Genomic DNA, 22,971 nt, shown 5'->3' on the forward strand with positions numbered 1-22,971 from the left:
CGTGGATCTACCGTTGGCCCGCTCCCCTTAGAAGCCTACCCGCAGGTTGATCTGCCCACCCACATCGCGACGGCCATCACCATGCTGGCCCTGCACGAACATCGACAGCTGGCTGCTGCGACCCAGGCCGACCGCCACACCCACCTGGCTGACCAGTGCGTTGCGTGCCATCACCGCGCTGTAGACATCGAAGGCATCACCACCGACCGCGAAGCGGTTGCGGCTGGCCACATCGGTGTCACCCGATGCATGCTGCCAGCCCAGGCCGACGGTCAGCTGCGCCGGGAAGCGCTCGCCGCTGCCCACGTCCCAGCGGCCGCGCACGCCCACCGTGCTGACGTTGAGCGTGTCCTTGCCGCCTTCCAGCACCAGTGCGGCACTGCCGCCCTGCTCCACCGCACGATCACTGTCGACCCAGTGCCTGGTGAACTGCACGTACGGCTGCAGCTGGGTCCTGCCGTGGGTCCAGGTCCAGCTGCTCTCCACCTGCGCGATGGTCACGTCCGAATCCTGGCGGCTGTACAAGGTCTGGCTCAGCAGCGGCACCTCACGCGTGGTGCGCGTGCGGTAGTCACCGCGCGACACGCTGCCACCGACCGCGAAGCCGTTGTTCCATTGTCCCTGTGCATACAGGCCGAACGTGTTGCCACGCAGGCGGGCCCGCGAACTGCGATCGTACAGGCGCGTATCCAGCCGTTCGTTGCCGGCCGCTGCACCCAGCACCACGTGTTCACCCAGCTGCCAGTCCACGCCCGCCATTACCGCATTGCGGTTGGAACGGATCTCATCACCGTTGCCATCCCCATCCTGCTTGAACACCTTGCCGCTGCCGGCCAACCAGGCCGAGGCGCGCTCGCCACGCACGGTCGGCAGCTCACTGCCCAGGCGCTGGCGGATGCCCTCTTCCAGGTAGTTGTCGTACAGCAGCACCGCGCGACTGGCCGCGTGCACTTCACCGGAAAGCTGGTCGAATGCGCTGCGCGCAGTGCCGGCGTCATACATCAGCACCGTGTTGTACAGGCCCAGCGCCGCACCACTCTGCGGCAGGCTGTCCAGCGCTGCGGCGGTGTTGTACTGGTTGCGCGTGTTGGCCACGGTGGTGAACGCCGCCGTCTGCGCCACGTCGATCTGCAGGTTGGCCGTGTTGGCGGTGTAGACCGGGGTGATGGTCAGGAAGGCCGACGGCGAGGTCGCCGAGGCGAACTGCCCACTCACGCCACCGCCTGCATTGACCACCGTGTACTGCTGGCCCTGCTGGTAGCTGGTGCTGGGCGAAATGGTATTCACCTGCACCGTGCTGCCTCCCACGTTGGCGCTGCCGCCCACCTGCACCGTGTCGCTGCCGCTGGCGCCCAGATCAATGCCCAGCGTGCTGCCCGGCGACAGGGTCAGGTTGCCACCCACCGTGATCGTGCCGGTGCCATTGCCTGCGCCGCTGCCGTTGCCCGGGCCATTGCCCGGCGACAGCACGCCGCCGCTGGACACCATCACGCCGCCGCCGGTGCCACCAATGGTGCCGGTGCCGGACAGCGTGGTACCGCTGCCGATGGTCCACTGGCCGCCGATGGTGCCGGTGACATTCAGGCCACCACCGGTGACCTGGCCGGTGCCGCTGAAACCACCACTGTTGCCGCCGAGATTCAGGCCACCCGGGCCGGCCTGCACGATGCTGCCGCCGCCGCTGATGCTGCCGCCCAGTGTGGTGGTGCCGCCGGTGTTGATCACCAGGCCACCGTTGTTGGTGATGTTGCCGGTGATCGAGCCGCTGGCCCCGCCGTTTCCGACCTGCACGGTGCCACCGGCATTGATGGTGGTGCCGCCGGTGTAGGTGTTGTTGCCCGTCAGGGTCACGGTGCCGGTGCCGGCCTGGGTCAGGCCGCCGCTGCCGCTGATGGTGCCACCCACCGTGGTGTTGCCACCCACGTTGAACACCAGGCTGCCGTTGTTGCTGACGTTGCCGGTGATCGCACCGCTCGCGCCACCATTGCCGACCTGCAGCGTGCCACCGGCGTTGATGGTGGTACCGCCGGTATAGGTGTTGTTGCCGGTCAGGGTCACGGTACCTGCGCCGGCCTGGGTCAGGCCGCCGCTGCCGCTGATGGCGCCACCGACGGTGGTGTTGCCACCCACGTTGAACACCAGACTGCCGTTGTTGGTCACACTGCCGCCGATCGCACCGCTGGCGCCGCCATTGCCGACCTGCAGGGTGCCACCGGCGTTGATGGTGGTCGGGCCGGTATAGGTGTTGTTGCCGGTCAGGGTCAGCGTGCCGCTGCCAGCCTGGGTCAGGCCGCCACTGCCGCTGATGGTGCCGCCCAGCGTGGTGTTGCCGGCCACGTTGGACAGCAGCGTGCCATTGTTGGTCACATCGCCGACGATCGAGCCCGTCGCACCGCCATTGCCCAGCTGCAGCGTGCCGCCGGCATTGATGGTGGTACCGCCGGTGTAGGTGTTGTTGCCGGTCAGCAGCAGCGTACCGCTGCCGGCCTGGGTCAGGCCGCCACTGCCGCTGATGGTGCCGCCCAGCGCGGTGTTGCCGGCCACGTTGGAAATCAACGCACCATTGTTGGTGATGTCACCGGCAATGGAGCCGGTCGCACCGCCGTTGCCCACCTGCAGCGTGCCGCCGGCATTGATGGTGGTGCCGCCCGTGTAGGTGTTGTTGCCAACCAGGGTCAGCACGCCGCTGCCGGCCTGGGTCAGGCCACCACTGCCACTGATCGCGCCGCCGACGGTGGTGTTGCCCGCGACGTCGAAGACCAGGCTGCCGTTGTTGGCGACATTGCCGGTGATCGCGCCGGTCGCACCGCCATTGCCCACCTGCAGCGTGCCACCGGCATTGATGGTGGTACCACCGGTATAGGTGTTGTTGCCGGTCAGGGTCAGCGTGCCACTGCCGGCCTGGGTCAGGCCACCACCGCCGCTGATGGTGCCGCCCAGCGTGGTGTTGCCGGCCACGTTGGATACCAGCGCGCCGTTGTTGGTGATGTCGCCAACGATCGCACCGGTCGCACCACCGTTGCCCACCTGCAACGTGCCGCCGGCATTGATGGTGGTGCCGCCGGTGTAGGTGTTGTTGCCGGTCAGCACCAGCGTGCCGCTGCCGGCCTGGGTCAGGCCGCCGCTGCCACTGACCACCGCACCCACGGTTGCCGTCGTGCCCAGGTTGTAGACCAGGCTGCCATTGTTGGTGATGTCGCCCAGCACCGAACCGGTGCTGCCGCCGTTGCCGATCTGCAGCGTACTGCCACCATTGATGGTGGTGCCGCCGGTATAGGTGTTGGCGCCGCTCAGGGTCAGCGTGCCGGTACCGCTCTGAACCAGGCCGCCGGTGCCACTGAGCACGCCGCCGAAGACGGTGCTGCCATTGTTGCCGCCGGTGGTCAGGGTTGCACCGCCCAGCACCACGCTGGATCCGGTCACACCCGCCAGGCCGCCGATGCTCTGGCTGCCACCTGCGCTGATATCCAGCGTACCGGCACCGGTCAGGTTGACCGTGCTGGCACCGGACAGGCTGCCACCGGCCGCCACCGCCAATGTGCCGCTGTTGATGGTGGTGGTGCCGGTGTAGGTGCTGGCACCGCCCAGGGTGACCGTTGCCGCGCCATCCTTGAGCAGGCCGCCGGCACCGCTGATTGCACCATTCAACGTCAGCGGATTGCTGCCCGCCAGGGTCAGCGTGCCGCTGCTCAACTGCACGGTGTTGGCCAGCGTCAGCGCGCTGGTGGCGTCCAGGCTGGCGTCGCCGCCCACGGTCAGCGTGCCGGTGCCCAGTGCAGCGTTGTCGCCCAGGGCAAGGCCGCCGGCGTTGAGTGCCACGCCGCCGCTGAACGTATTGCTGCCACTCAGGGTCTGCACACCCGCGCCGTTCTTCACCAGGCCACCCGTGCCACCAATGGTGCCGGCGAACGTCGTATTGCCGACGCCGCCGAGGGTGAGCGTGCTGGTGCCCAGCGCCACGGCCGAGCCAGCCACGCCGGCCAGTGAACCGATCGTCTGCGCGCCGCCCGCGCTGATGTCGAAGGCGGTACCAGCATTGGCCAGGTTCACCGCGCCGGTTGCCGCCAGGCTGCCGCCTGCGCCGATCGCCAGCGTGCCGGCGTTGATGGTGGTACCCCCGGTGAAGGTGTTGGTGCCGGTCAGCGTCTGGGTCCCCGAACCTTCCTTGATCAGGCCGCCGGAGCCGGCCACCGAACCACTGAACGTGCCGTTGGTGGCGTCTCCGATCGTCAGCGTGTTGGCGCCCAGGTTCACCGTACCGTTTCCGATCAGGGTGCCGAACTGCTGCGTGCCGCTGCCCGCCGACAGGTCGAAGGTCGCCCCCGAAGCCAGGTTGACGACGCCGCTGGCGTGCAGGCTCGCGCCCGCGCCCAATGCCAACGTACCGGCGTTGATGTTGGTGCCACCGGTGTAGGTGTTGATGCCGTTCAAGGTCAGCGTTGCGGCACCTTCCTTGGTCAAGCTGCCGGTGCCACTCAGGCTGCCGTTGAGGGTGAGGTTGTTGCTGCCGAGTACAGTCAACCCATTGTTGAGGATGAAGTTGTTGGCGAGCGTCACCGCCGTGTTCGAATCGAGCGTGGCATTGCCCCCCACCGTGACCGCGCCGGTGCCCAGCGCAGCATTGTTGCCGACCACCAGGCCACCGGCATTGAGCGTTACCCCACCACTGAAGGTGCTCGCGCCATTGAGCGTCTGCACGCCGGCGCCGTTCTTGATCAGGCCACCGTTGCCGCTGATCGCGCCGTTGAAGGTGCTGTCCACCGTGCCGCCCAGGCTCAGCGTGCTGCCACCGAGTGCCACCGTGCTGCCGGCCACGCCGGCCAGCGAACCGATGGTCTGGTTGCCCGCAGAGATATCGAGGGTACCGGCACCTGCCAGGTTCACCGCACCGGTCGACGCCAGGCTGCCGCCGGCGCTGATCGCCAGCGTGCCGTTGTTGATGGTGGTACCACCGGTGTAGGTGTTGGCACCGCTCAGCGTGACGGTGGCCGCACCGTCCTTGATCAGGCCGCCGGTACCGGAAATCACACCGCCCAGTGTCAGCGCCTGGCTGCCGAGCAGGTCGAGGTTGGCGCCCGCTGCAAGCCCGATGTTGTTGGCCAGATTGACGCCTGTCGATGCATCCAGCGTCGCGTTGCCGCCCACCGTCAGCGTACCGGTGCCGAGCGCAGCGTTGTTGCCGACCACCAGGCCACCGCCGTTGAGTGCAACGCCACCACTGAACAGATTGGCGCCACCCAGCGTGAGGATGCCGGCGCCATTCTTGACCAGGCCACCGGTGCCGGAAATCGCACCGTCGAACACGCTGTTGGTGATGCCGCCGAGAATCAGCGACTGCGCGCCCAGGCTGACCGTGGAGCCGCTCACGCCGGCCAGCGAACCAATCGTCTGGCTGGCGCCGGACGACGAGATGTCGAAGCCGGTTCCCGCCGCAGTGAGCGTCACCGCCCCGTCCGCAGCCAGGCTGCCACCCGGGCCAATCGCCAGCGTGCCGGCGTTGATGAAGGTGCCGCCGGTATAGGTATTGGTACCGGTCAGCGTTTCGATGCCCGAACCGACCTTGGTCAGGCCACCGGTGCCTGCGATCGAGCCACTGAACGTGCCATTGGTGGCACCGCCGACTTCGATCGAGTTGGCACCGAGGTTCACCGTACCGTTGCCGACCAGGGTGCCGAACACCTGCGTGCCGCTGCCGGCAGACAGATCCAGCGTGGCGCCGGTGGCGAGGTTCACGGTACCGCTTGCCGCCAGGCTCGCACCGGCACCCAGCGCCAGCGTGCCGGCGTTGATGTTGGTGCCACCGGTGTAGGTATTGATCCCGTTCAAGGTCAGCGTCGCGACGCCATTCTTGGTCAGGCTGCCAGCCCCGGAAAGGACGCCGTTGAGTGTCAGCGCATTGCTGCCGAGCACGGTCAGCCCGGCATTGAGGGCGATGTTGTTGGCCAGCGTTGCCTGGCCGGTGGTGTCCAGCGTGGCGGCACCGCCGACGGTCAACGCACCCGTACCCAGCGCCGCGTCATTGCCGAGCACCAGCCCGCCTGCGTTGAGCGTCACGCCGCCGCCAAACGTGTTGGCACCTGACAACGTCTGCACGCCTGCGCCCACTTTCACCAGGCCGCCGCCACCACTGATCACGCCATCGAACGCGGCGTTGCTGGCGGTTCCGAACGTCAATGAATTTCCGCCCAGCGCCAGCGTGCTTCCGCCCACGCCATTGAGTGCACCGATGGTCTGGCTGCCACTGGCACCGGAGATATCGAAGCCAGCGCCTGCGCCCAGCGTGACATCACCCGCCGCGGCCAGGCTGCCGCCCGTGCCCAGCGCCAGCGTGCCGGCATTGATGGTGGTACCGCCGGTGTAGGTGTTGGCACCGGACAACGTCAGCGTGGTAGCGCCGTTCTTGATCAGGCTGCCGTTGCCACCGATCACACCCGACAACGTCAGCGCATTGCTGCCCGGCAATGTCAGTGCGACACCCGAGCCCAACGTGACCGCATTGCCGAGCGTCGCTGCAGCACTCGCGTCCAGCGTGGTGCTGGCCGTCACCGCCAGCGTGCCGGAACCCAGCGCTCCGTCGGCGCCGACCACCAGGCCACCACCGTTCAAGGTCAGGCCGCCACCGAAGGTATTGGTGTTGTTGAGCGTCAGCAGGCCCGTACCGTTCTTGATCAGGCTGCCGCTGCCGGCCACCACGCCTGCAAGGGTGAGATCGTTGCTGCCGCCCAGCGTCAGCTGCGTACCCCCGCCGAAGTTCACGGCGTTGGCCAGAGTCAGTGCCGTCGTTCCGTCCAGGCTGACGTTGCCGCCGATGCCCAGCGTGCCCGTGCCCAGCGCCCCCGAATTCCCGAGGATCAGGCCACCGGCATCAAGCGCGACACCGCCACTGAAGGTATTGGCACCGGACAGCGTCTGCACGCCAGTACCGACCTTGATCAGCCCACCGCTGCCATCGATGACACCGGCAAAGCTGCCATTGCTGGCGCCACCGAAAGTGAGGGTCTGCGTGCCCAGTGCCACATGGCTGCCGGCGATGCCGTTCAACGCGCCGATCGTCTGCCCGGCCCCGGCCGCGGAGATGTCCAGCGTCGCTCCGGCACCGGCGAGGTCCACCGCACCGGTTGCGGCCAGGCTGCCACCGGCGCCAAGCGCGAGCGTGCCGGCATTGACCGTGGCACCGCCCAGGAAGGTATTCGCACCGGACAGCGTCAGCGTCGAGGCGCCGTTCTTGATCAGGCCACCGGCTCCTCCCACCACGCCGGTCAGAGTGAGGTTGTTGCTGCCCGGCAGGGTCAGCGTGTTGGCGCCCAGGTTCACCGCATTGGCCAGCGAAACCGCGGCTCCCGCATCCAGCGAAACATTGCCGCCGATGTTCAGCGCCCCCGTGCCGAGCGCACCGTTGGCGCCGACCGACACGCTGCCCGCGTTCAACGCAAGGCCACCACTGAAGGTATTGCTGTTGTTCAATGACAGAATGCCGCTACCGGTCTTGATCAGGCCACCGGTGCCGGTGACCAGTCCGCCCAGCGCGACGTTCTGGTTGCTCACCAGGCTCAGCTGCGCACCGGTGTCGAGATCGATGGCGTTGCCCAGGTTCAACGCCACCGAACTGTCGAGGGTGGCGTTTGCACCGACTGCAAGCAGTCCGGTTCCCAGCGCGCCGGCATTGCCCAGCGTCAGGCCGCCGCCATTGAGCACCAGGCCGCCGGTGAATGCATTGGCACCGTTGAGCGTGAGCGTGCTGGCACCGTTCTTGACCAGGCCGCCCGCACCGGAAACCACCCCGCCGAGCGTGATCGCCTGCGAACCCGGCAGCGACAACACGGCCCCACTACCCAGGGTCACATTGTTGGCCAGGCTCAGCGCCGCGCTGCCATCAAGCGACGCACTGCCGCTCACGTTCAGGGCACCCGTGCCAAGCGCGCCGCCATTGCCAAGCAGCAACCCGCCCGCGTTGAGATTCACTCCCCCGCTGAAGGTGTTGGTGCCACTCAAGGTCAGCAGCGAGGCACCGTTCTTGGTCAGGCTGCCAGTGCCGGTGATGTTGCCGCCCAAGGTGAGGTTCTGGCTGCCCGGCAAGGTCAACGCCGCGCCCAGATTGATGGCATTGGCCAGGTTCAATGCCGCGCTGCCATCGAGCGAACTGTTGCCGCTGACCGTCAACGCCCCGCTGCCGATCGCACTGTTGTTGCCCAGCAGCAGGCCGCCCGCCGTCAGATTCACGCCCCCACTGAAGGTGTTGGCCCCGCTCAGGGTCTGGATGCCCGTCCCCTGCTTGACCAGGCCGCCGGTACCACCGATCACGCCCGCGAACGTCTGGTTGGTGGCATCACCGAAGGTGAGCGTGCTGCTGCCCAGCGTCACCGTGCTGCCGGCGATACCGGACAGCGCGCCGATGGTCTGGTTGCCGCCGAGCGAGATGTCCAGGTCCGCGCCAACGCCGGCCAGGCTGACCGCACCCCCGGCCGCCAGGCTTCCGCCGCTGCCCACCGCAACCTTGCCGGCATTGATCGCCAGGCCGCCGGTGAAGGTATTCGCCCCCCCCAGCGTCAGCGTGGCGGCACCGTTCTTGACCAGGCTGCCGGTGCCACCGATGGCGCCGCCCAGCGTCAGCGCATTGCTGCCCAGTACATTCAGCAGGCCACCTGCACCGAGGTTGATGCCATTGCCCACGCTCAGCGCCGCGCTGGCATCGAGCGTTGTCGCACCGCCGACATTCAGCGCGCCGGTTCCGAGCGCGCCGGCATTGCCCAGGACCAGGCCACCGGCATTGAGCGCCAGCCCACCACCAAAGGTATTTGCACCGTTGAGTGTCAGCGTGCTCGCCCCACTCTTCACCAGGCTGCCGGTGCCACCGATCACGCCGTTGAACGTCAGCGCCTGGTTACCGAGCAGATTCAGGCTGGCACCCGAACCGAGGTTGACTGCATTGGTCAGCGTCAGCGCCGTAGTGCCGTCGAGTGTAGTGTTGCCGCCAACCGAGAGCGCACCGCTGCCCAGCGCGGCAGCATTGCCCAGCAGCAGGCCACCGGCGTTGAGTGCTACGCCGCCACTGAGGTTGTTCACGCCCGACAAGGTCTGCACGCCGGTGCCCAGCTTGACCAGGCCACCCGTGCCTGCGGCGAACGTGCCGCTGTAGCTGGTATTGCCCAGCCCGGCGAGGGTGAGCGTGTGGCTGCCCAGGTTGACCGAACCGCCGAGGCCCGCCAGCGAACCGATGGTCTGGTTGGCGGCTGCCGACAGGTCCAGGGTGGTGCCGACGCCGACCGTGATCGCACCGGTGGGCGACAGGCTGCCGCCCGCGCCCAGCGCCAACGCGCCCCCGGCCAGGTTGAAGTTGCCGGTCAGCGAATTGGCGCCGTTCAAGGTCAGCGTGCCGGCACCGTTCTTGGTCAGGTTGCCGGCACCGGAGATCGAACCGTTCAATGACAACGCATTGCTGCCCAGCAGGTTCAACGAGCCCCCGCCATTGATCACCAGATTGTTGCCCAGGCTGAAGCCCGCCGTCGTATCCAGCGAAGCGCTGCCACCGACGGTCAGGTTGCCGCTACCCAGTGCACCGGCATTGCCCAGTACCAGCCCGCCGGCATTGAGGTTGACGCCGCCGGAGAACAGGTTTGCGCCGCCGAGAGTAACGATGCCGGTGTTGTTGACCGTCAGCCCGCCAGCGCCTGAAAGCACTCCGCCCAGACCGAATGCATTGGTTCCGGACAGAGACAGATTGCCACCGAGGCTGAAAGCGTTGGCCAGGTTCAGACCGGCCGTGGAAGATGCGATGGCACCGCCGTTGGCCGTGAACAGCCCTGTGCCGAAGGAAGCGGCATTGTTGAAGTTGACCAGGCCATCGTTGAGCGTCGTCGGCCCGGTTCCGCCCCATGCGCCCTGCAGGTTCCACGTGCCGCTGTTGACGGTCAGCCTCTGGAAATTGAGGTACTGGTTCCAGCCCAGCGTGGTCACTGCACCGCCGGTACCGGCCCCCGGACCGCTGACGACGTTCTGCAGCACCAGCGTGTTGCTGGCGGCGCCGGCGCCCACGCCGGCATTGACCGTGCCTGCGGCGGCGAGCGAAACCGAAATACCACCCAGTACATCAATTCCCGCCGAGGCCCCGGCCCCGTTCGCCACACTGGACCCGGACACGGCGGTAAAGGTATTCCCCTGCGCTGAATCACCGAGGTAGACACTGCCGGTGATCGTGCCACTGTTGTTGACCGAGTTGCCCAGCGTCGAGCCGGCCAATCCGACCCGCCCGGTAATCCCGCCGCTGTTGCTCAGGACCGTCTGTGCGCCACCGTAGCTGACGATGGCCGGCGCGTCGGCCGTGCCGAGCCCGCCCAGCAGGAAATTCATGTTGACGGTGCCGGCATTGTTGATCGTGGTGACACCGCCTGCGCCATTCTGCACGGACAGCGCGCGGCCATTCGCGCCCAGCAGGGAGCCAATATCAATGAAGCCCTGAAGCGTGCCGGTCGCGCTGTTGGTAACGCTGATCGCCTGGCCACTGGCATTGCCCAGCACCGCGCCGGAGGCAGCAAAGAGGCCGACATTGGTGCCGATCGTGCCGTTGTTGGTGAGCTGGATGCCATTGCCGCTCAACGTCATCGAATTCCCCAGGCCAGCGGTACTTCCTACGTTCGCGCCAGCTGCCACGGTCACCTGGACACCATTGGTGGCGTCGACGAAATTGTTGGTGGTTCCGGTGCAGGTGATGGTCGGGCCCGGTGTCGTGCACGCCGCGAATGCCGATCCACTGGCCAGCGTGGCCGCCAGTGCCACCGCCAGCTGATGCGCCCGCAGTCGCGGTGGCCGCTTCGCGGTAGCCGCACTTCCGCCAGGATTCTGGGCGACCTCCGAAGCAACCTGCATTACGCCGAGGGCGCGATTGAAAACCAGACGGTAAATGCGGTTCATCGGTAAATCTCCCTGAAAAGACCGGATGGCACTGCGGGCAGTTTTTTTGAAGACGATGCGGCCCATCCCGGCTCCCGACACGGAAACAAGGCCTGGCGGCATTAACTCCTGAAAATCTTCACATCTTCACGCGACGCCCCTTGGAAAGGGCGCGCCGGCGTGTCCGTCAAGGCGAAAACTCCCCGGTTTCGCCTGACGAATGGCGGCACTGTGCGACCGGCGGCGCCAGCGGCATGTGAATCACGCTCGTTATTTTTATGACGTACGTCAAATAAAACCGGCGGACAAAATGGTTTTGCCGAAAATGCATATACCTGCAGCAAGCGGAGATTCCCTTCCCCGCCATAAGTAAATGGATTCAGCTGCTCGAGAGTTTCATCAGCACCAGGCCGGAAACGATCAATACCGCTGCACCGATCCGCATCGGGCTGACCTGCTCGCCGAGAAACACGATGCCAACCACGAACGCCCCGACCGCGCCGATGCCGGTCCAGATCGTATAGGCGGTGCCCAGCGGCAGACTGCGCATGGCCACCGCCAGCAACCAGAAGCTGGCGATCATGCCGATGATGGTGACCACGGTGGGAGTGAGCTTGGTGAAGCCTTCGGACTGCTTCATGGACACGGCCCAGACGATTTCCAGCAGGCCGGCGAACAACAGATAGATCCAGGCCATGACGGCCCTCCTCTTGGTAGGGCCAGGCCGTCCTGGTCTTTGATTCCCGATGTGGGGGAGGTCGTTCCTCCTGGCCGGCATTCTAGCAACGGGGGCAGCCCCCGGCCGCCGCCGCCGGCAACGGGTTACAGCCGATTCAGTGCGCGAAGCTGGCGTCGATGGGCCTGCCTGCGCTAGAATGCGCGTCTGCCATCGGCCAGCCGATGTGCAGTCCGGCTGTGGTCTCCGGCGCGACGCGCGCTGCTTCCCCTGATCCGTGAACTGGCCGCCCAATGGGCGGCCGACGTCTCTATGGTGGCCCCGTCGGCCCCTCGCGACGCTAGGTCGAAAACCCCGCCAGGGCCGGAAGGCAGCAACGGTATCGATCGACGCGGGCGCCGAGGTCAGCCGGCGGGGCCACCGCCTTTTCTGCACTGGGGTCAGATCCCTTTGCCCGGCAAAGGGCTCTGACCCTTAAGCCGTTCGTACCAGGCAACACCCGCCGCTACCCTGCCTCTGGCGTGCCCTGGTGGAACACCATGCGCCATCCCTCCCCGTGCCGGCGCCACAGCGAACTGCGCAGCACCCAGCGTTGCGCCTGGCCATCGAGGTGATAGCGACTGCGATAGCGCACCTGGGCCAGGTCCTGCGACAGCAGCCAGATCGCGTACTGCTCCGATTCGATCTGCACCTGCGCACGCTCCAGCGGAATCTCCTCCAGCGCGGCCGCGCGGTCATAGCACCGGCCGGAGCTGCCGATCTCGCTGAATTCCTCATCCAGCAATGCCGCCAGTTGCTCGCGGCCGGCCCGCACGGTTGGCGCATGCAGTGCACGCTCCAGCGCCTCCAGTTCGGCAGCCAGCGCCGCGTCTGCGGGCTGGCCGGTACCACTCACGGCGGATCCTGGGCCAGCACGTGCGGCGCGGTCGGGCTCGCCAGCGGCACGCACTGCCCCGGCTGCGCCACGCGGTGCCCACGCGCGGCCAATGCCAGGCCATCGGCCGCGCTGGCGTAGTGGTACAGCATCATTCGCGCCTGCAGTTCGGCGCTGTACTCACGCTCCAGGTCGTCCACGCCGGTATGCGACGGATTGCCGTGCAGGCCGCAGTCGTGGGCGATCAGTTCGTTGTCGTTGGCGAAGCGGGCCAGCATCTCCGGAATCGGCCGGGTATCGCCGCTCCAGGTCAACGCGCCCTGCAGGCGCAGGCCATAGGCCGTCTCCGGCCAGTGATGGCGCACCGGAAACACTTCCAGGCGCACGCCCTCGTGCCAGAACGCCTCACCGACCACGATCAACTGGAAGGCATCCCAGAAGTTCGCACCGCCCTCGGCCAGCACGTTCGGGTAATCCCCGATGCGCTTGTGCAGCAGCGGCACCACCGTGGCAGGCACGTACAGGCGCACCTTGCCGCGCCGGTGCGCATTGAAGAAGGTATCCACGAACAGGCGCTCGAAGCCGGCCACGTGGTCCAGGTGCACATGGGTGACGAACAGCGCCTGCGGCATGTGCCCGTAGTGCGCCTTGAACGCGGTCAGGCCTTCACCACCACAATCGATGGTCAGCCACGGGCGCCCCTCCCGCTCGATCACCGACATCGGCGACCCCAGCTCGACCGCCGACGCATTGCCGACGCCGAGGAAACGCAACGACCAGTCCATCAGGTGCCCCGGTTCCAGGCCATGTCATAGGCGCGGCGCAGCCGCGCGTAGTCCTTCTGCACGTCTTCCACGCTGCGCTCGCCGCGCAGCTTGATCAGCGAGCGCAGCAGGCGCTTGAGGTTGCGCTCGCGCCAGGCGGTGGCCGGGATGCGGATCACGCCGCGATCGAAATCGATCAGCCAGCCATGGCCGCTGCCATCGAACAGGATGTTGTGCGCGTTGAGGTCGGCATGGTCCAGCCCGGCACGGTGGAAGCGGGCGATCAGGCGCCCGGTCTCCTCCCAGGGAGCACCCCGGCCGGCCACCAGTGCGCGGTCGGCCAGCGAGCGCACGCCCTCGATCCGCTCCATCAGGATCGCCGCCCGGTAGCGCAGGCCCTCGCGCATGTAGAAGGCCGCCAATGGTCGGGGCACCGGCAGCTTCTTCTCGCGCAGCGCGCGCATCAGCCGGAATTCGGCGAAGCTGCGGGTCCGGTCCGCACCGCGCCAGAGGTACTGGTCATGGCTGATACGGGCCGCCATGCCGCCGCGCAGGTAGTGGCGCAGCACGCTGGCACCGAACGGCGCATCGACGAACCAGGCACTGCCACGGCCGCCCTCGCCCACCGGCCGGGCCCTGCTGCCCCAGTGCTGGGGCGAGAACAGGCCGATCTCGGCTTGCCGCAGCCGCTCGCGGTCGAACAGAATGGCCCCGATGCCGCGACCCTCGCGGCATGGCGTCAGCGCTTCATTGGCGTCGAATGCGACCATTTCATTGAGTCTAACAACACATGGCATCAGCGTCCTCCTCCTTGTGCCTCCTGCGCCTGTCCGCACTTGGCGATGTCACCCACGTGGTGCCCCTGGTGCGTACCCTGCAGGCCGCGCGCCCGGACACGCCGATCCACTGGATCATCGACAAGGTCGGCCACAAGCTGCTCGACGGCCTGCCCGGCGTCACCTTCCATGCCTACGACAAGAAGAGCGGCATGGCCGGGGTCAAGGAACTGCGCAGGCAGCTGCCGCCGGGGCGCTTCGAAGCGCTGCTGCAGATGCAGGTCGCGTTCCGCGCCAACCTGCTGTCGGCCTTCATTCCGGCCGAGCGCCGCATCGGCTACGACCGCAGCCGCTCGAAGGACCTGCATGGGCTTTTCATCAACGAACGCATTCCCGACCGTCCCGGCATCCACGTGCTCGATGCCATCGGCAGCTTCTGCGAACCGCTGGGCCTGCGCCAGGCCGAGGTCAGCTGGGACCTGGCCGTGCCGCAGTCCGCATATGAGTGGGCCGCCGCGCAGTGGCAGGACGATGGTCGCCCGGTGCTGATGATCTCGCCCTGCTCCAGCCACGTGCGCCGTAACTGGTATGCCGACCGCTACGCCGCAGTGGCCAACCACGCGGTCACGCGCGGCTGGCAGGTGGTGCTGTGCGGTGGCCGCAGCGAACTGGAACGCAGCATGGCCGACGCCATCCAGGCACAGCTGCACACACCGGCACTGGACCTGGTCGGCAAGGACACGCTCAAGCAGCTGCCTGCCCTGCTGGCCCGCGCCAACCTGGTGATGACACCGGACTCGGGCCCGATGCACATCGCCAACGCGATGGGCGCCAAGGTGCTGGGCCTGCATGCGGCCAGCAATCCGAACCGCAGCGGTCCCTACTCGGACCGTCGCTACTGCGTGGACCGCTACGACGATGCTGCACGCAAGTACCTCGCCAAGCAGGCCACCGATCTGAAGTGGGGCACCAAGATCGAGTTCGACGATGTGATGGAACTGATCACCGTTGAAGACGGTATCGCTGCCTTCGAACGCTACGTCGCCGACCATCTGGGGTGAGCAGCGGGCTCCATCCACGCATGGCGTGGATCTACTGCATCGGCATCCCCGGGATTACGCGCGCTGCGCGTAATCCTGATACGACTTCTCTTCCACGTACGCCGAACCCAGCGCCAGGTTGATCGCCTTCTTGATGCGCGCGCGTTCGTCATTGCGCAGGTAGACGCTGCGCGCCAGGTCGATGAAGCCCTGGTCGAACGCCTGCGCCTTCTCCTTCAGTCGGATGTCGTCCTCGATATCCCACAGCTGCTCGTTGACCGCCTTCAGCTCGGCACGCAGCTTGGCGATGTCCTTCACCGCCGCCGGGTGCGCCATCCAGGTCTGCTCCAGCGCCGACAGCTCCCTGCGCACGTTGGCCAACTTGCCCTCGTCGCTGATGCGCTCGGACTTGATCTGCAGGATCGAGATCTTGTCCAGCAGCTCGCCGAAAGAAACGGGGACGAGGATTTCAGCGGTCATGGGGAAAGCTCCAGCAGGTGATGCAGGCAGTTTAACCCGCAGCTCGCGATGGAATGGGTAGATCCACGCCATGCGTGGATGGTTCAGCTCGGCAGGAACAGCATCCACGCATGGCGTGGATCTACTGATGCACCTGCCCCGACAGGGGCGGGGAGAGGCCGGCAAAGGGAGGGGCCCACGCGTTGCGCAGCAACGTGTGGGGCGACGCGCAAAGCGCGGCGCGTCCCGCGCCAGATAAAGAAAAAGGGCTGCCTTTCGGCAGCCCTTTTTCTTTATCTGGCGGAGAGGGGGGGATTCGAACCCCCGAGGCGCTATAAACGCCTGCCTGATTTCGAGTCAGGTACATTCAACCACTCTGCCACCTCTCCGGGTGGTCCCCGGCGGACCGGGGACGCGCATCATACGAGGAAGTGAGGCCGACGACAAGTCATTCCGGTCAACGAAGTGAAAATTTCCTGAGTGCATGCCTTGCCGGATGCCTGCAGCCCCCCGATGATGCCTGTCTCCCCAGCAATACCCCGCCCCCGCACACCATGATCGAATTCGGACACCTCACCCACCCCGGCCTGCGCCGCGAGCTCAACGAAGACACCTATTACGGTGACAGCGAGCTGGCCCTGTGGCTGGTGGCCGATGGCATGGGCGGCCACGCCTGCGGCGAGGTGGCCAGCGCGCTGGCCCGCGAAACCATCGTGCGCGAGATCCGCCGTGGCGCGCCGCTGGCCCACGCCATCCGTACCGCCGACGAAGAGATCATCCGCGCCTCGCGGCGGCGCAACGACACCCTGCCGATGGGCACCACCGTGGTCGCCGCACGCGTGCAGGGCAATCGCTATGAAGTGGCATGGGTCGGCGACAGCCGTGCCTATCTGTGGCGTGACGGCCAGCTGGCCCAGCTCAGCCAGGACCACAGCGTGGTGCAGGAGCTGGTCGCGCAGGGCAACCTGACTGCCGAGCAGGCACGCGCGCATCCGCATCGCAACGTGGTCACCCAGGCGCTGGGCGTGACCGATCCGGCACACCTGAACGTGGCCACCACCAGCGGTGAACTGCGCCCCGGCATGCAGCTGCTGCTGTGCAGTGACGGCCTGACCGAGGAAGTGGACGACCGCGGCATCGCCCGCACCCTGGCGTTCGAGGATGCAAGCGCGCAGGAATGCGTGGACACCCTTGTCGCCGCCGCGCTCGACGGCGGTGGCCGCGACAACATCAGCGTGATCCTGGTGCGCTGCCATTAACCCGTAGATCCACGCCATGCGTGGATGCGGCAGTGCCGGCCGCTGGCCGGCTCACCGGGAACCCGCGTATCACGCAGATGCCGGCCAGCGGCCGGCACTACCCCGGTGTATTACGCGCTGGCGGCTTCTTCCGCCTTCGGGCCATCCCACAATGCGTGGCCGGCCTTCTTGCGCAGCCGCTCCAGCCGCGCGGTATGCGCTTCCAGCTCCGACGGCGTCGCCACCACGCGCGGGCGCGGTAGCAGCTTGCTGGTATCGAAGGCCTGCAGCGCCGCACCGGCGCCACCGCCATCGTCATCGCCCAGACCGAAGCCGATTTCCTCCTGGCCCGAGGTCAGCGCGATATAGACGTCGCCCAGGATCTGCGCATCAAGCAGGCCGCCATGCAGTGCACGGTGCGAGTTGTCCACACCCAGCCGCTTGCACAGCGCATCCAGCGAATTGCGCTGGCCCGGGAAGCGCTCGCGCGCCATCACCAGGGTATCGATCACCGTGCAGCGGTCAGTGATCTTCCCGTACTGCGGGCCCAGCAGCGACAGCTCGTTGTCGAGGAAGCCGAGGTCGAATGCCGCGTTGTGGATGATCAGCTCGGCGCCATCGATGAACGCCAGGAACTCATCGGCGATCTGCGCGAAGTCCGGCTTGTCAGCCAGGAACTCCAGGGTCAGGCCGGTGACTTCCTGCGCGCCCTGTTCGAACTCGCAGTCCGGCTTGATGTACTGGTGGTAGTTGTTGCCGGTCGGGCGGCGCTTGAACAGCTCCACGCAGCCGATTTCAACGATGCGGTTGCCCTTCTTCCATTCCAGGCCGGTGGTTTCGGTATCGAGGATGATCTGACGCATGGGCTCAGTTTACCGGGCTCGAGTCGCGGATCTGGATGGCTGCGTTGCGCGCCAGGGTATCCACCCGCTCGTTGTCCGGGTCACCGGAGTGGCCCTTCACCCAGCGCCAGTCGATCTGGTGCCGCAGCGTCGCGGCATGCAGGCGCTCCCACAGTTCGCGGTTCTTCACCGGGTCGCCGCCGGCGGTCTTCCAGTTCTTGCGGATCCAGCCGGGCATCCACTGCGTCAGGCCCTGCCGCACATACTGCGAATCGGTATAGAGCACGATGTTGCACGGCTCGGTGAGCGTCTCCAGCCCGGAAATGGCCGCCATCAGCTCCATCCGGTTGTTGGTGGTGTGCGCTTCGCCGCCGCTCAGTTCACGTTCGTGGCCCTTGTAGCGCAGCAGCGCAGCCCAGCCGCCGGGGCCGGGATTGCCAAGGCAGGAACCGTCGGTGTGGATTTCGATGGTTTTCAATACAACTCCAGATCAGGTAGCAACGGTGCCGTGCCAACGCACCGGCAACGGTTTCGGCCCGGGCAGGGCCAGCGTGCGCTTTTCAGCATGGAACAGGCAGGCCGCACGCAGCGGCGCCCAACCGCCCGGGCGGCGGCTGCCGGCGCCGCGCCAGAGCGGGCCGAGGTAACGCATATCGTCGCACTCCAGCCCGTGGCGGCCGAGCAGCAGGCGGATCCGCTGTGGCGTGCGCACCACCAGTCCGTGCTGGCGCCAGTGCGTGCGGTAAGGGCTGAACGGGTTGAGGCTGCTCAGCCACAGGTGGCCACCCGGCATCAGTACGCGTTCGCACTCGTCCAGCAGCTGGTCGGCATCACCCGTGGTGACATGCTGCAGCACGACCGCGTTGACGCTCTCGTTCGCCAGCGGCAGCGGCAGCGCACAGCGGGTGTCACCGGCATAGCCCTGCCCCTGCCGGAACAGGCGAAGGCCACGCCCGCCCAGCTGCGCATCGTCCAGCCAGGCAGCACTCGGCGCGATCCACAGCCAGGGCTGCGTCGGCAGCACCGACAGCTGCGGCAGCAGCAACTGCCGCTCCAGCACGCGCAAGGACTCCGCCGGTTCACTGTCGAACCACGGGGTCTGGCTCGCTTGACGGGTGCTCTGCAGCGCGGGCATGGTCCAATTCTATGCGACTGACTGCCCTGCCCGCATTTGCGGACAACTACATCTGGACGTTGATCGACGACGCTGGCGCCGCCGTGGTCGTCGATCCCGGCGATGCCGCGCCGGTGCTTGCGCTGGCCGATCAGGGCCTGCGCGTGGACACGATCCTGCTCACCCACCACCACGATGACCACATCGGTGGCGTGCCCGCGCTGCAGGCACGTTTTCCCGGTGCACGGGTCATCGCGCCGGTCGAAGAGCGCATCCCCACGGCAACCGAGCGGGTCGGCGAAGGTGAACGCGTTCAGGCACTGGGCCGGACGTTCCACGTACTATCCGTGCCCGGGCATACCCGCAGCCACATCGCGTTTCACACTGCTGAACATCTTTTCAGCGGAGATTCGTTGTTCAGCCTGGGCTGTGGACGCCTGTTCGAAGGTACGCCGTCCCAGCTTCTGGCATCGATGCGCAAGCTGGGTACCTTGCCCGCGCAACTGCTGCTTTGTTGCGCCCATGAGTACACCGTGTCAAATGCCGTCTTCGCGCGGCATGTCGACCCCGCCAACGCTGCCTTGTGGCAGCGCCAAGAGGAGGCTTTGGCCATGCGCCGCGATGACCGTTCCACCCTGCCGGTAACCCTGGCCAACGAATTCGACTGCAATCCGTTCCTGCGTGTGCACACTGCGCCGATCCGCGCGGCAGTGTCGGCGCACCTGGGCCGCGACGTCGTTGACGACGTCGACGTCATGGCCGGCCTCCGGCACTGGAAAGACGGCTTCCGCGCATGATGCGCCGAAGTCTGCCGCTGGCCCTGGGCCTGGTCCTGGGGCTGGCCGGAACCGCCGGTGCCCAGTCGCTGGGCGCCGGCATCAGCCAGAACCTGACCGCCGCCGCGGCCCTGCCGCTGGATCCGGCCGCGTTGCCGGCCGCGTCGGTCCGCAATGGCCAGGAGATCTTCTCCAGCTTCCGCGACGGCCTGGCCGAGCCTACCTGCAACGCCGACGCCACCAGCCCGCGCTGGCAGAAGCAGTTCGCCCACGCCCCGTCGCGCCTGGCCAACCAGGATGACGATGCGCTGGTGCTGTTCGGCTACGTGGTCGAAGAGCTGCGCAAGGCCAACCTGCCTACCGAATTCGCACTGATTCCGTTCGTGGAAAGCGGCTATCGGCCCAACGCCCGCAACGGCAGCGGCCCGACCGGCCTGTGGCAGTTCATCGCCACCACCGCGCGCAACCACCGCGTGCCCATGGCCAACGGCTACGACGGCCGCCTGTCGGCGGTCGATTCGACCCAGGCTGCAGTGCGCTACCTGAAGACCCTGCACGGGATGTTCGGCGGCGACTGGCGCCTGGCCACCATGGCCTACAACGCTGGTGAGTACCGCGTGCTGCAGTCGCTGCGCAAGGCCGGCATGAATGCGCAGAACGCCAAGCCGTCGGCGCTGCCCGGCCTGTCGCCGGTCACCTACGCCTACGTCGAGAAGCTGCATGCCCTGGCCTGCGTGCTGGAAGACGTGGAAGACCAGCCGGGCGTGATGGCCTCGCTGGACCGCACCGTGCCGGTGCTGAAGGACCACACCCTGCCGGCTGGCACCAGCGTCCAGCAGTGGGCCGCACAGCGCGCCCTGGACCCGGCCAGGATCGCCCGCCTGAACCCTGCCCTGGCTGGGGGGGGTCGCGCCTCGTCGGGCACCACCCGCGTGCTGGCACCGGTCTCGGCCGCCAATGCGACTGTCGCGGAAGCAGCCACTGCGCTGGTCGCCAGCGCCGCACCGGCTGCCGCCGCCACGCCAACGCCGCAGGTCGCCAAGACCGTCGCCGCGATTGCTGATCGTCCGCGCAGCCGCCGCCACACCGTGCGTGATGGCGAGTCGGCCTGGACCATTGCCCGCCGCTACGGCATGCCGGTCAAGGCCCTGCTGTCGCTGAACGGCCTGAGCGGCAGCAGCGTGCTGAAGCCGGGCGCCGTGCTGCGCGTCGAAGACTGAGTCAGGCGCGGCACCACCGCGCCCTGCCCTGTTTCCTGTAGAGCCGAGCCCATGCTCGGCTTTTTCATGCCTGCGCCCAGCAGACGCAGTCGAGCATGGCTCGACGCTACAAAAGGCGGTCGAGCAAGCTCGACCACTACCAAAGCTCAAGCGCGCCACAAGCAAGGCGAAGGCACAAAAAAGGCCCGGCATTGCCGGGCCTTTTCGTACCTGCTGCCGGCGAGGCTTACAGGTTCGCTTCGGTGGTCTGGACCACGAACTTCTTGCGCATCGCCTCGATGTAGGCCTTGGCCGCGGCCATGCCGTCGATCTGGCTCAGCTGTTCCTTCAGCTGCTTCTGCTGCTCTGCAGTCACTTCCTTGATGTCGCCCGGATTGACCTTGTTCACCGCGAACAGCAGCGCGTGGCCATTGACGTCGACCTTGCCATAGCTCGGCTTGCCTTCGGCCGGCACTGGCGCACTGAAGATCGCGCGGTTGATTTCCGGGGTCGGCACCGGCTGGCTGCGCGGCAGGCCCGGCATCGGGCTCAGCTGCAGCTTCTCGCTGGCAGCCAGCGACTGCAGGGTGGCGCCCGCCTTCAGCTTGGCCAGAATGGCATCGGCGGCCTTGTCGCTGGCCTGGCGCTGGCGGTCAGCACGGATCGCGGCGATCACCTGCTCACGGGCCTTGTCCAGCGGCAGCGCCTGTTCCGGAGTGTGCGCAGCCACGCGGATGACCACGCTGTGGTTGGTCGCGCCACCCAGGGCGATCGGGTCGCTGGCGGTACCGTCCTGCACCAGCACGTCGGAGAACGCTGCACGCAGCACCGCCGGGTCAGCGGCAATGCCACTGGCGGTCGCGCGGGTGATCGGGCCCAGCGTCTGCAGCGGCAGGTTCACTTCCTTGGCCGCAGCGGCCAGGTCGCTCGGGCTCTTGTTGATGGCATCGACCAGGTGACCGGCCAGCTCGTTGAAGCCACGCTCACCGTCCGCCTTCAGCTGCTCGGCGGCCAGCGTGTCACGCACTTCCTCGAACGACTTGCCCTGGCCACCGCGCACAGCGGCCACCTTGATGATGTGGTAGCCGAACTCGGTTTTCACCGGGCCGATCACGTCACCGGCCTTGGCCGCAAACAGTGCGTCCTCGAACGGCTTCACCATCGCACCGCGCTCGACCCAGCCCAGGTCACCGCCCTGGTCCTTGGAGCCCGGATCTTCCGAATTGGCCTTGGCCAGCGCTCCGAAATCGGCACCGGCGGCCTTGGCTTCGGCAGCAATCTTGTTCGCCTTGGCTTCGGCGCCATCACCGGTGATCAGGATGTGTGAGGCCTGGCGCTGCTCCGGCGAGGTGAACTTCGCCTTCTCGTCTTCATAGCGCTTGCGCAGGGTCGCTTCATCGGCCGCGGTCGGTGCCGGCAGGTTCGCGCCGTTGATCTCGACGTACTCCAGCGACACGCTCTCGGCCTGGCGGAAATCCTTGCCGTGGCTGTCGTACCACTTCTTGATCTGCTCATCGGTGACCGGCGCGGTATCGGCCGGCACGGGCGGCAACGCGGCCAGCTCGACGTCGCGGGTTTCACCCAGCAGCTTCAACAGGCGCTCGGTCTCGGCCTGGGTGACGAAGCCGGAGCTCTGCAGGCCCGACGGGATCACCGACTGCTGCAGGCTCTCACGCACCAGTTCCTGGAACTGGGTCGGCGTACGCGGCGGGTTGCTGCCGGCCAGCGCCAGGCGATAGTTGTTCTCGTTGAACTTGCCGTTCGAATCGAGGAACGCCGGCATGGTCGCGATGTACTCGCGCACCGCACCGTCGCCGATCACCACGCCGGCCTGCTCACCGACCAGGCGCACGACCTGCTCGTCGATCAGCTGGTCGAGCACGGCCATCTTGTTCTCGGTGCTCTCGAACGCGCGCGGGTCGAAGTTGTCGCCCTGCTGCTGGCGCTCACGCATGCGCTCCTGCTCGAAACGCGTGCGGAAATCCTGCGAGCTGATCTCGTGATGCTGCCACAGCATGCGCACCGGCCACCACGACGGCGCCGAACGCCACCAGGTCGGCGGCGCGGAAACCTTGGCCACGTTCTGTGCGCCAACGCCACCGAGGTAGCTGTTGTCGATCACGAACAGGAACGGAATCATCAGCAGCCCCAGGATCACGGTGACGATCCAGCCTGAGGTCTTGTCGCGGAGTTTCTGCAGCATGGTGAGGAATCACAAGGCCTGATTGGCGAGCCCGGCAGTGTAACCCGCTTCGCCGCAGGGACCAAAAGCAGCACCGGCGTGGCCTGCGCCCATCTCCGCCGGCGATGCGCCACCCGCGGCATC

At 67.0% G+C, this 22,971-nt stretch carries 14 protein-coding genes, 1 tRNA gene and 1 other RNA gene; 5 read left to right on the forward strand and 11 right to left on the reverse strand.

Translation table 11 applies throughout. From position 1 onward, the window contains the following. Window positions 1-27: 27 nt before the first annotated feature. Window positions 28-10,908 (reverse strand): autotransporter-associated beta strand repeat-containing protein, encoded by a 10,881-nt coding sequence (locus ACXI0D_RS07535; RefSeq protein WP_119007234.1) that lies wholly within the window; start codon window positions 10,906-10,908, stop codon window positions 28-30. Window positions 10,909-11,266: 358 nt separating this feature from the next. Further along, window positions 11,267-11,584 (reverse strand): DMT family transporter, encoded by a 318-nt coding sequence (locus ACXI0D_RS07540; RefSeq protein WP_010483859.1) that lies wholly within the window; start codon window positions 11,582-11,584, stop codon window positions 11,267-11,269. 300 nt (window positions 11,585-11,884) lie between these two features. Between ACXI0D_RS07540 and ffs the strand changes: the two genes are divergently transcribed. Next, window positions 11,885-11,981, forward strand: an RNA gene (gene ffs, locus ACXI0D_RS07545) — signal recognition particle sRNA small type. Between the two features lie 87 nt (window positions 11,982-12,068). Here ffs and ACXI0D_RS07550 read toward each other — a convergent pair. From ACXI0D_RS07550 to ACXI0D_RS07560, 3 genes are read right to left on the reverse strand one after another with little or no spacing between them, the layout of a single operon-like run. Then, window positions 12,069-12,458: a nuclear transport factor 2 family protein gene (locus tag ACXI0D_RS07550; protein WP_049446659.1), complete on the reverse strand. Its 390-nt coding sequence runs from the start codon at window positions 12,456-12,458 to the stop codon at window positions 12,069-12,071. Continuing rightward, the gene (locus tag ACXI0D_RS07555; RefSeq protein WP_049446661.1) at window positions 12,455-13,222 is read right to left on the reverse strand and encodes an MBL fold metallo-hydrolase; all 768 of its coding nucleotides are present in this window, start codon (window positions 13,220-13,222) and stop codon (window positions 12,455-12,457) included. Before ACXI0D_RS07555 ends, ACXI0D_RS07550 begins: the two co-directional genes overlap by 4 nt. Beyond that, the gene (locus ACXI0D_RS07560) at window positions 13,222-13,971 is read right to left on the reverse strand and encodes a 3-deoxy-D-manno-octulosonic acid kinase (RefSeq protein ID WP_049446664.1); all 750 of its coding nucleotides are present in this window, start codon (window positions 13,969-13,971) and stop codon (window positions 13,222-13,224) included. The genes ACXI0D_RS07555 and ACXI0D_RS07560 overlap by 1 nt, the downstream gene beginning before the upstream one ends. Window positions 13,972-13,991: 20 nt before the next feature. Here ACXI0D_RS07560 and ACXI0D_RS07565 point away from each other — a divergent pair, with 20 nt between their 5' ends. Next, window positions 13,992-15,038 (forward strand): glycosyltransferase family 9 protein, encoded by a 1,047-nt coding sequence (locus tag ACXI0D_RS07565; RefSeq protein WP_049446665.1) that lies wholly within the window; start codon window positions 13,992-13,994, stop codon window positions 15,036-15,038. Between the two features lie 54 nt (window positions 15,039-15,092). Here the strand turns inward: ACXI0D_RS07565 and ACXI0D_RS07570 are convergent, their stop codons facing one another. Further along, a complete protein-coding gene (locus tag ACXI0D_RS07570; protein WP_049446667.1) occupies window positions 15,093-15,497 on the reverse strand; it encodes a DUF6165 family protein in 405 nt (134 codons plus the stop codon). A gap of 277 nt (window positions 15,498-15,774) precedes the next feature. After that, a tRNA-Ser gene (locus ACXI0D_RS07575) sits at window positions 15,775-15,865 on the reverse strand. Between the two features lie 165 nt (window positions 15,866-16,030). Between ACXI0D_RS07575 and ACXI0D_RS07580 the strand changes: the two genes are divergently transcribed. Beyond that, window positions 16,031-16,735 carry a PP2C family protein-serine/threonine phosphatase gene (locus tag ACXI0D_RS07580; protein WP_049446668.1) on the forward strand — a complete coding sequence of 235 codons (705 nt, stop codon included), beginning with the start codon at window positions 16,031-16,033 and terminating at the stop codon, window positions 16,733-16,735. A 110-nt stretch (window positions 16,736-16,845) separates the two neighbouring features. Here ACXI0D_RS07580 and dnaQ read toward each other — a convergent pair whose 3' ends face one another. The 3 genes from dnaQ to ACXI0D_RS07595 are packed head-to-tail and all read right to left on the reverse strand — an operon-like array spanning window position 16,846 to window position 18,691. After that, on the reverse strand, window positions 16,846-17,577 hold the full coding sequence (dnaQ, locus tag ACXI0D_RS07585; protein WP_049446670.1) for a DNA polymerase III subunit epsilon: 732 nt from the start codon (window positions 17,575-17,577) through the stop codon (window positions 16,846-16,848). Window positions 17,578-17,581: 4 nt separating this feature from the next. Beyond that, window positions 17,582-18,034 carry a ribonuclease HI gene (gene rnhA, locus ACXI0D_RS07590; protein WP_014036151.1) on the reverse strand — a complete coding sequence of 151 codons (453 nt, stop codon included), beginning with the start codon at window positions 18,032-18,034 and terminating at the stop codon, window positions 17,582-17,584. A 12-nt stretch (window positions 18,035-18,046) separates the two neighbouring features. Beyond that, window positions 18,047-18,691 (reverse strand): methyltransferase domain-containing protein, encoded by a 645-nt coding sequence (locus ACXI0D_RS07595; protein ID WP_049446672.1) that lies wholly within the window; start codon window positions 18,689-18,691, stop codon window positions 18,047-18,049. An 11-nt stretch (window positions 18,692-18,702) separates the two neighbouring features. On the opposite strand from ACXI0D_RS07595, the gene gloB reads away from it, so the two are divergent. Together gloB and ACXI0D_RS07605 are read left to right on the forward strand one after the other, a co-directional pair. Beyond that, complete coding sequence (gloB, locus tag ACXI0D_RS07600) at window positions 18,703-19,467, forward strand: hydroxyacylglutathione hydrolase (protein WP_479642458.1); 765 nt, start codon at window positions 18,703-18,705, stop codon at window positions 19,465-19,467. Beyond that, complete coding sequence (locus tag ACXI0D_RS07605) at window positions 19,464-20,666, forward strand: lytic transglycosylase domain-containing protein (RefSeq protein WP_101765001.1); 1,203 nt, start codon at window positions 19,464-19,466, stop codon at window positions 20,664-20,666. Before gloB ends, ACXI0D_RS07605 begins: the two co-directional genes overlap by 4 nt. A gap of 226 nt (window positions 20,667-20,892) precedes the next feature. On the opposite strand, the gene ACXI0D_RS07610 is transcribed toward ACXI0D_RS07605, so the two are convergent. Continuing rightward, window positions 20,893-22,848 (reverse strand): peptidyl-prolyl cis-trans isomerase, encoded by a 1,956-nt coding sequence (locus ACXI0D_RS07610; protein WP_049446681.1) that lies wholly within the window; start codon window positions 22,846-22,848, stop codon window positions 20,893-20,895. Between the last annotated feature and the right edge of the window lie 123 nt (window positions 22,849-22,971).

The sequence above is a fragment of the Stenotrophomonas sp. C9D9 genome, assembly GCF_056491205.1.

What these genes read in the sequence shown, in the direction of transcription:
- ACXI0D_RS07535 (WP_119007234.1), bottom strand. Translation starts at nt 10,908, where the DNA reads ATGAACCGCATTTACCGTCTGGTTTTCAATCGCGCCCTCGGCGTAATG.
- ACXI0D_RS07540 (WP_010483859.1), bottom strand. Translation starts at nt 11,584, where the DNA reads ATGGCCTGGATCTATCTGTTGTTCGCCGGCCTGCTGGAAATCGTCTGG.
- ACXI0D_RS07555 (WP_049446661.1), bottom strand. Translation starts at nt 13,222, where the DNA reads ATGGACTGGTCGTTGCGTTTCCTCGGCGTCGGCAATGCGTCGGCGGTC.
- ACXI0D_RS07560 (WP_049446664.1), bottom strand. Translation starts at nt 13,971, where the DNA reads ATGGTCGCATTCGACGCCAATGAAGCGCTGACGCCATGCCGCGAGGGT.
- ACXI0D_RS07565 (WP_049446665.1), top strand. Translation starts at nt 13,992, where the DNA reads ATGGCATCAGCGTCCTCCTCCTTGTGCCTCCTGCGCCTGTCCGCACTT.
- ACXI0D_RS07570 (WP_049446667.1), bottom strand. Translation starts at nt 15,497, where the DNA reads ATGACCGCTGAAATCCTCGTCCCCGTTTCTTTCGGCGAGCTGCTGGAC.
- ACXI0D_RS07580 (WP_049446668.1), top strand. Translation starts at nt 16,031, where the DNA reads ATGATCGAATTCGGACACCTCACCCACCCCGGCCTGCGCCGCGAGCTC.
- dnaQ (WP_049446670.1), bottom strand. Translation starts at nt 17,577, where the DNA reads ATGCGTCAGATCATCCTCGATACCGAAACCACCGGCCTGGAATGGAAG.
- ACXI0D_RS07595 (WP_049446672.1), bottom strand. Translation starts at nt 18,691, where the DNA reads ATGCCCGCGCTGCAGAGCACCCGTCAAGCGAGCCAGACCCCGTGGTTC.
- gloB (WP_479642458.1), top strand. Translation starts at nt 18,703, where the DNA reads ATGCGACTGACTGCCCTGCCCGCATTTGCGGACAACTACATCTGGACG.
- ACXI0D_RS07605 (WP_101765001.1), top strand. Translation starts at nt 19,464, where the DNA reads ATGATGCGCCGAAGTCTGCCGCTGGCCCTGGGCCTGGTCCTGGGGCTG.
- ACXI0D_RS07610 (WP_049446681.1), bottom strand. Translation starts at nt 22,848, where the DNA reads ATGCTGCAGAAACTCCGCGACAAGACCTCAGGCTGGATCGTCACCGTG.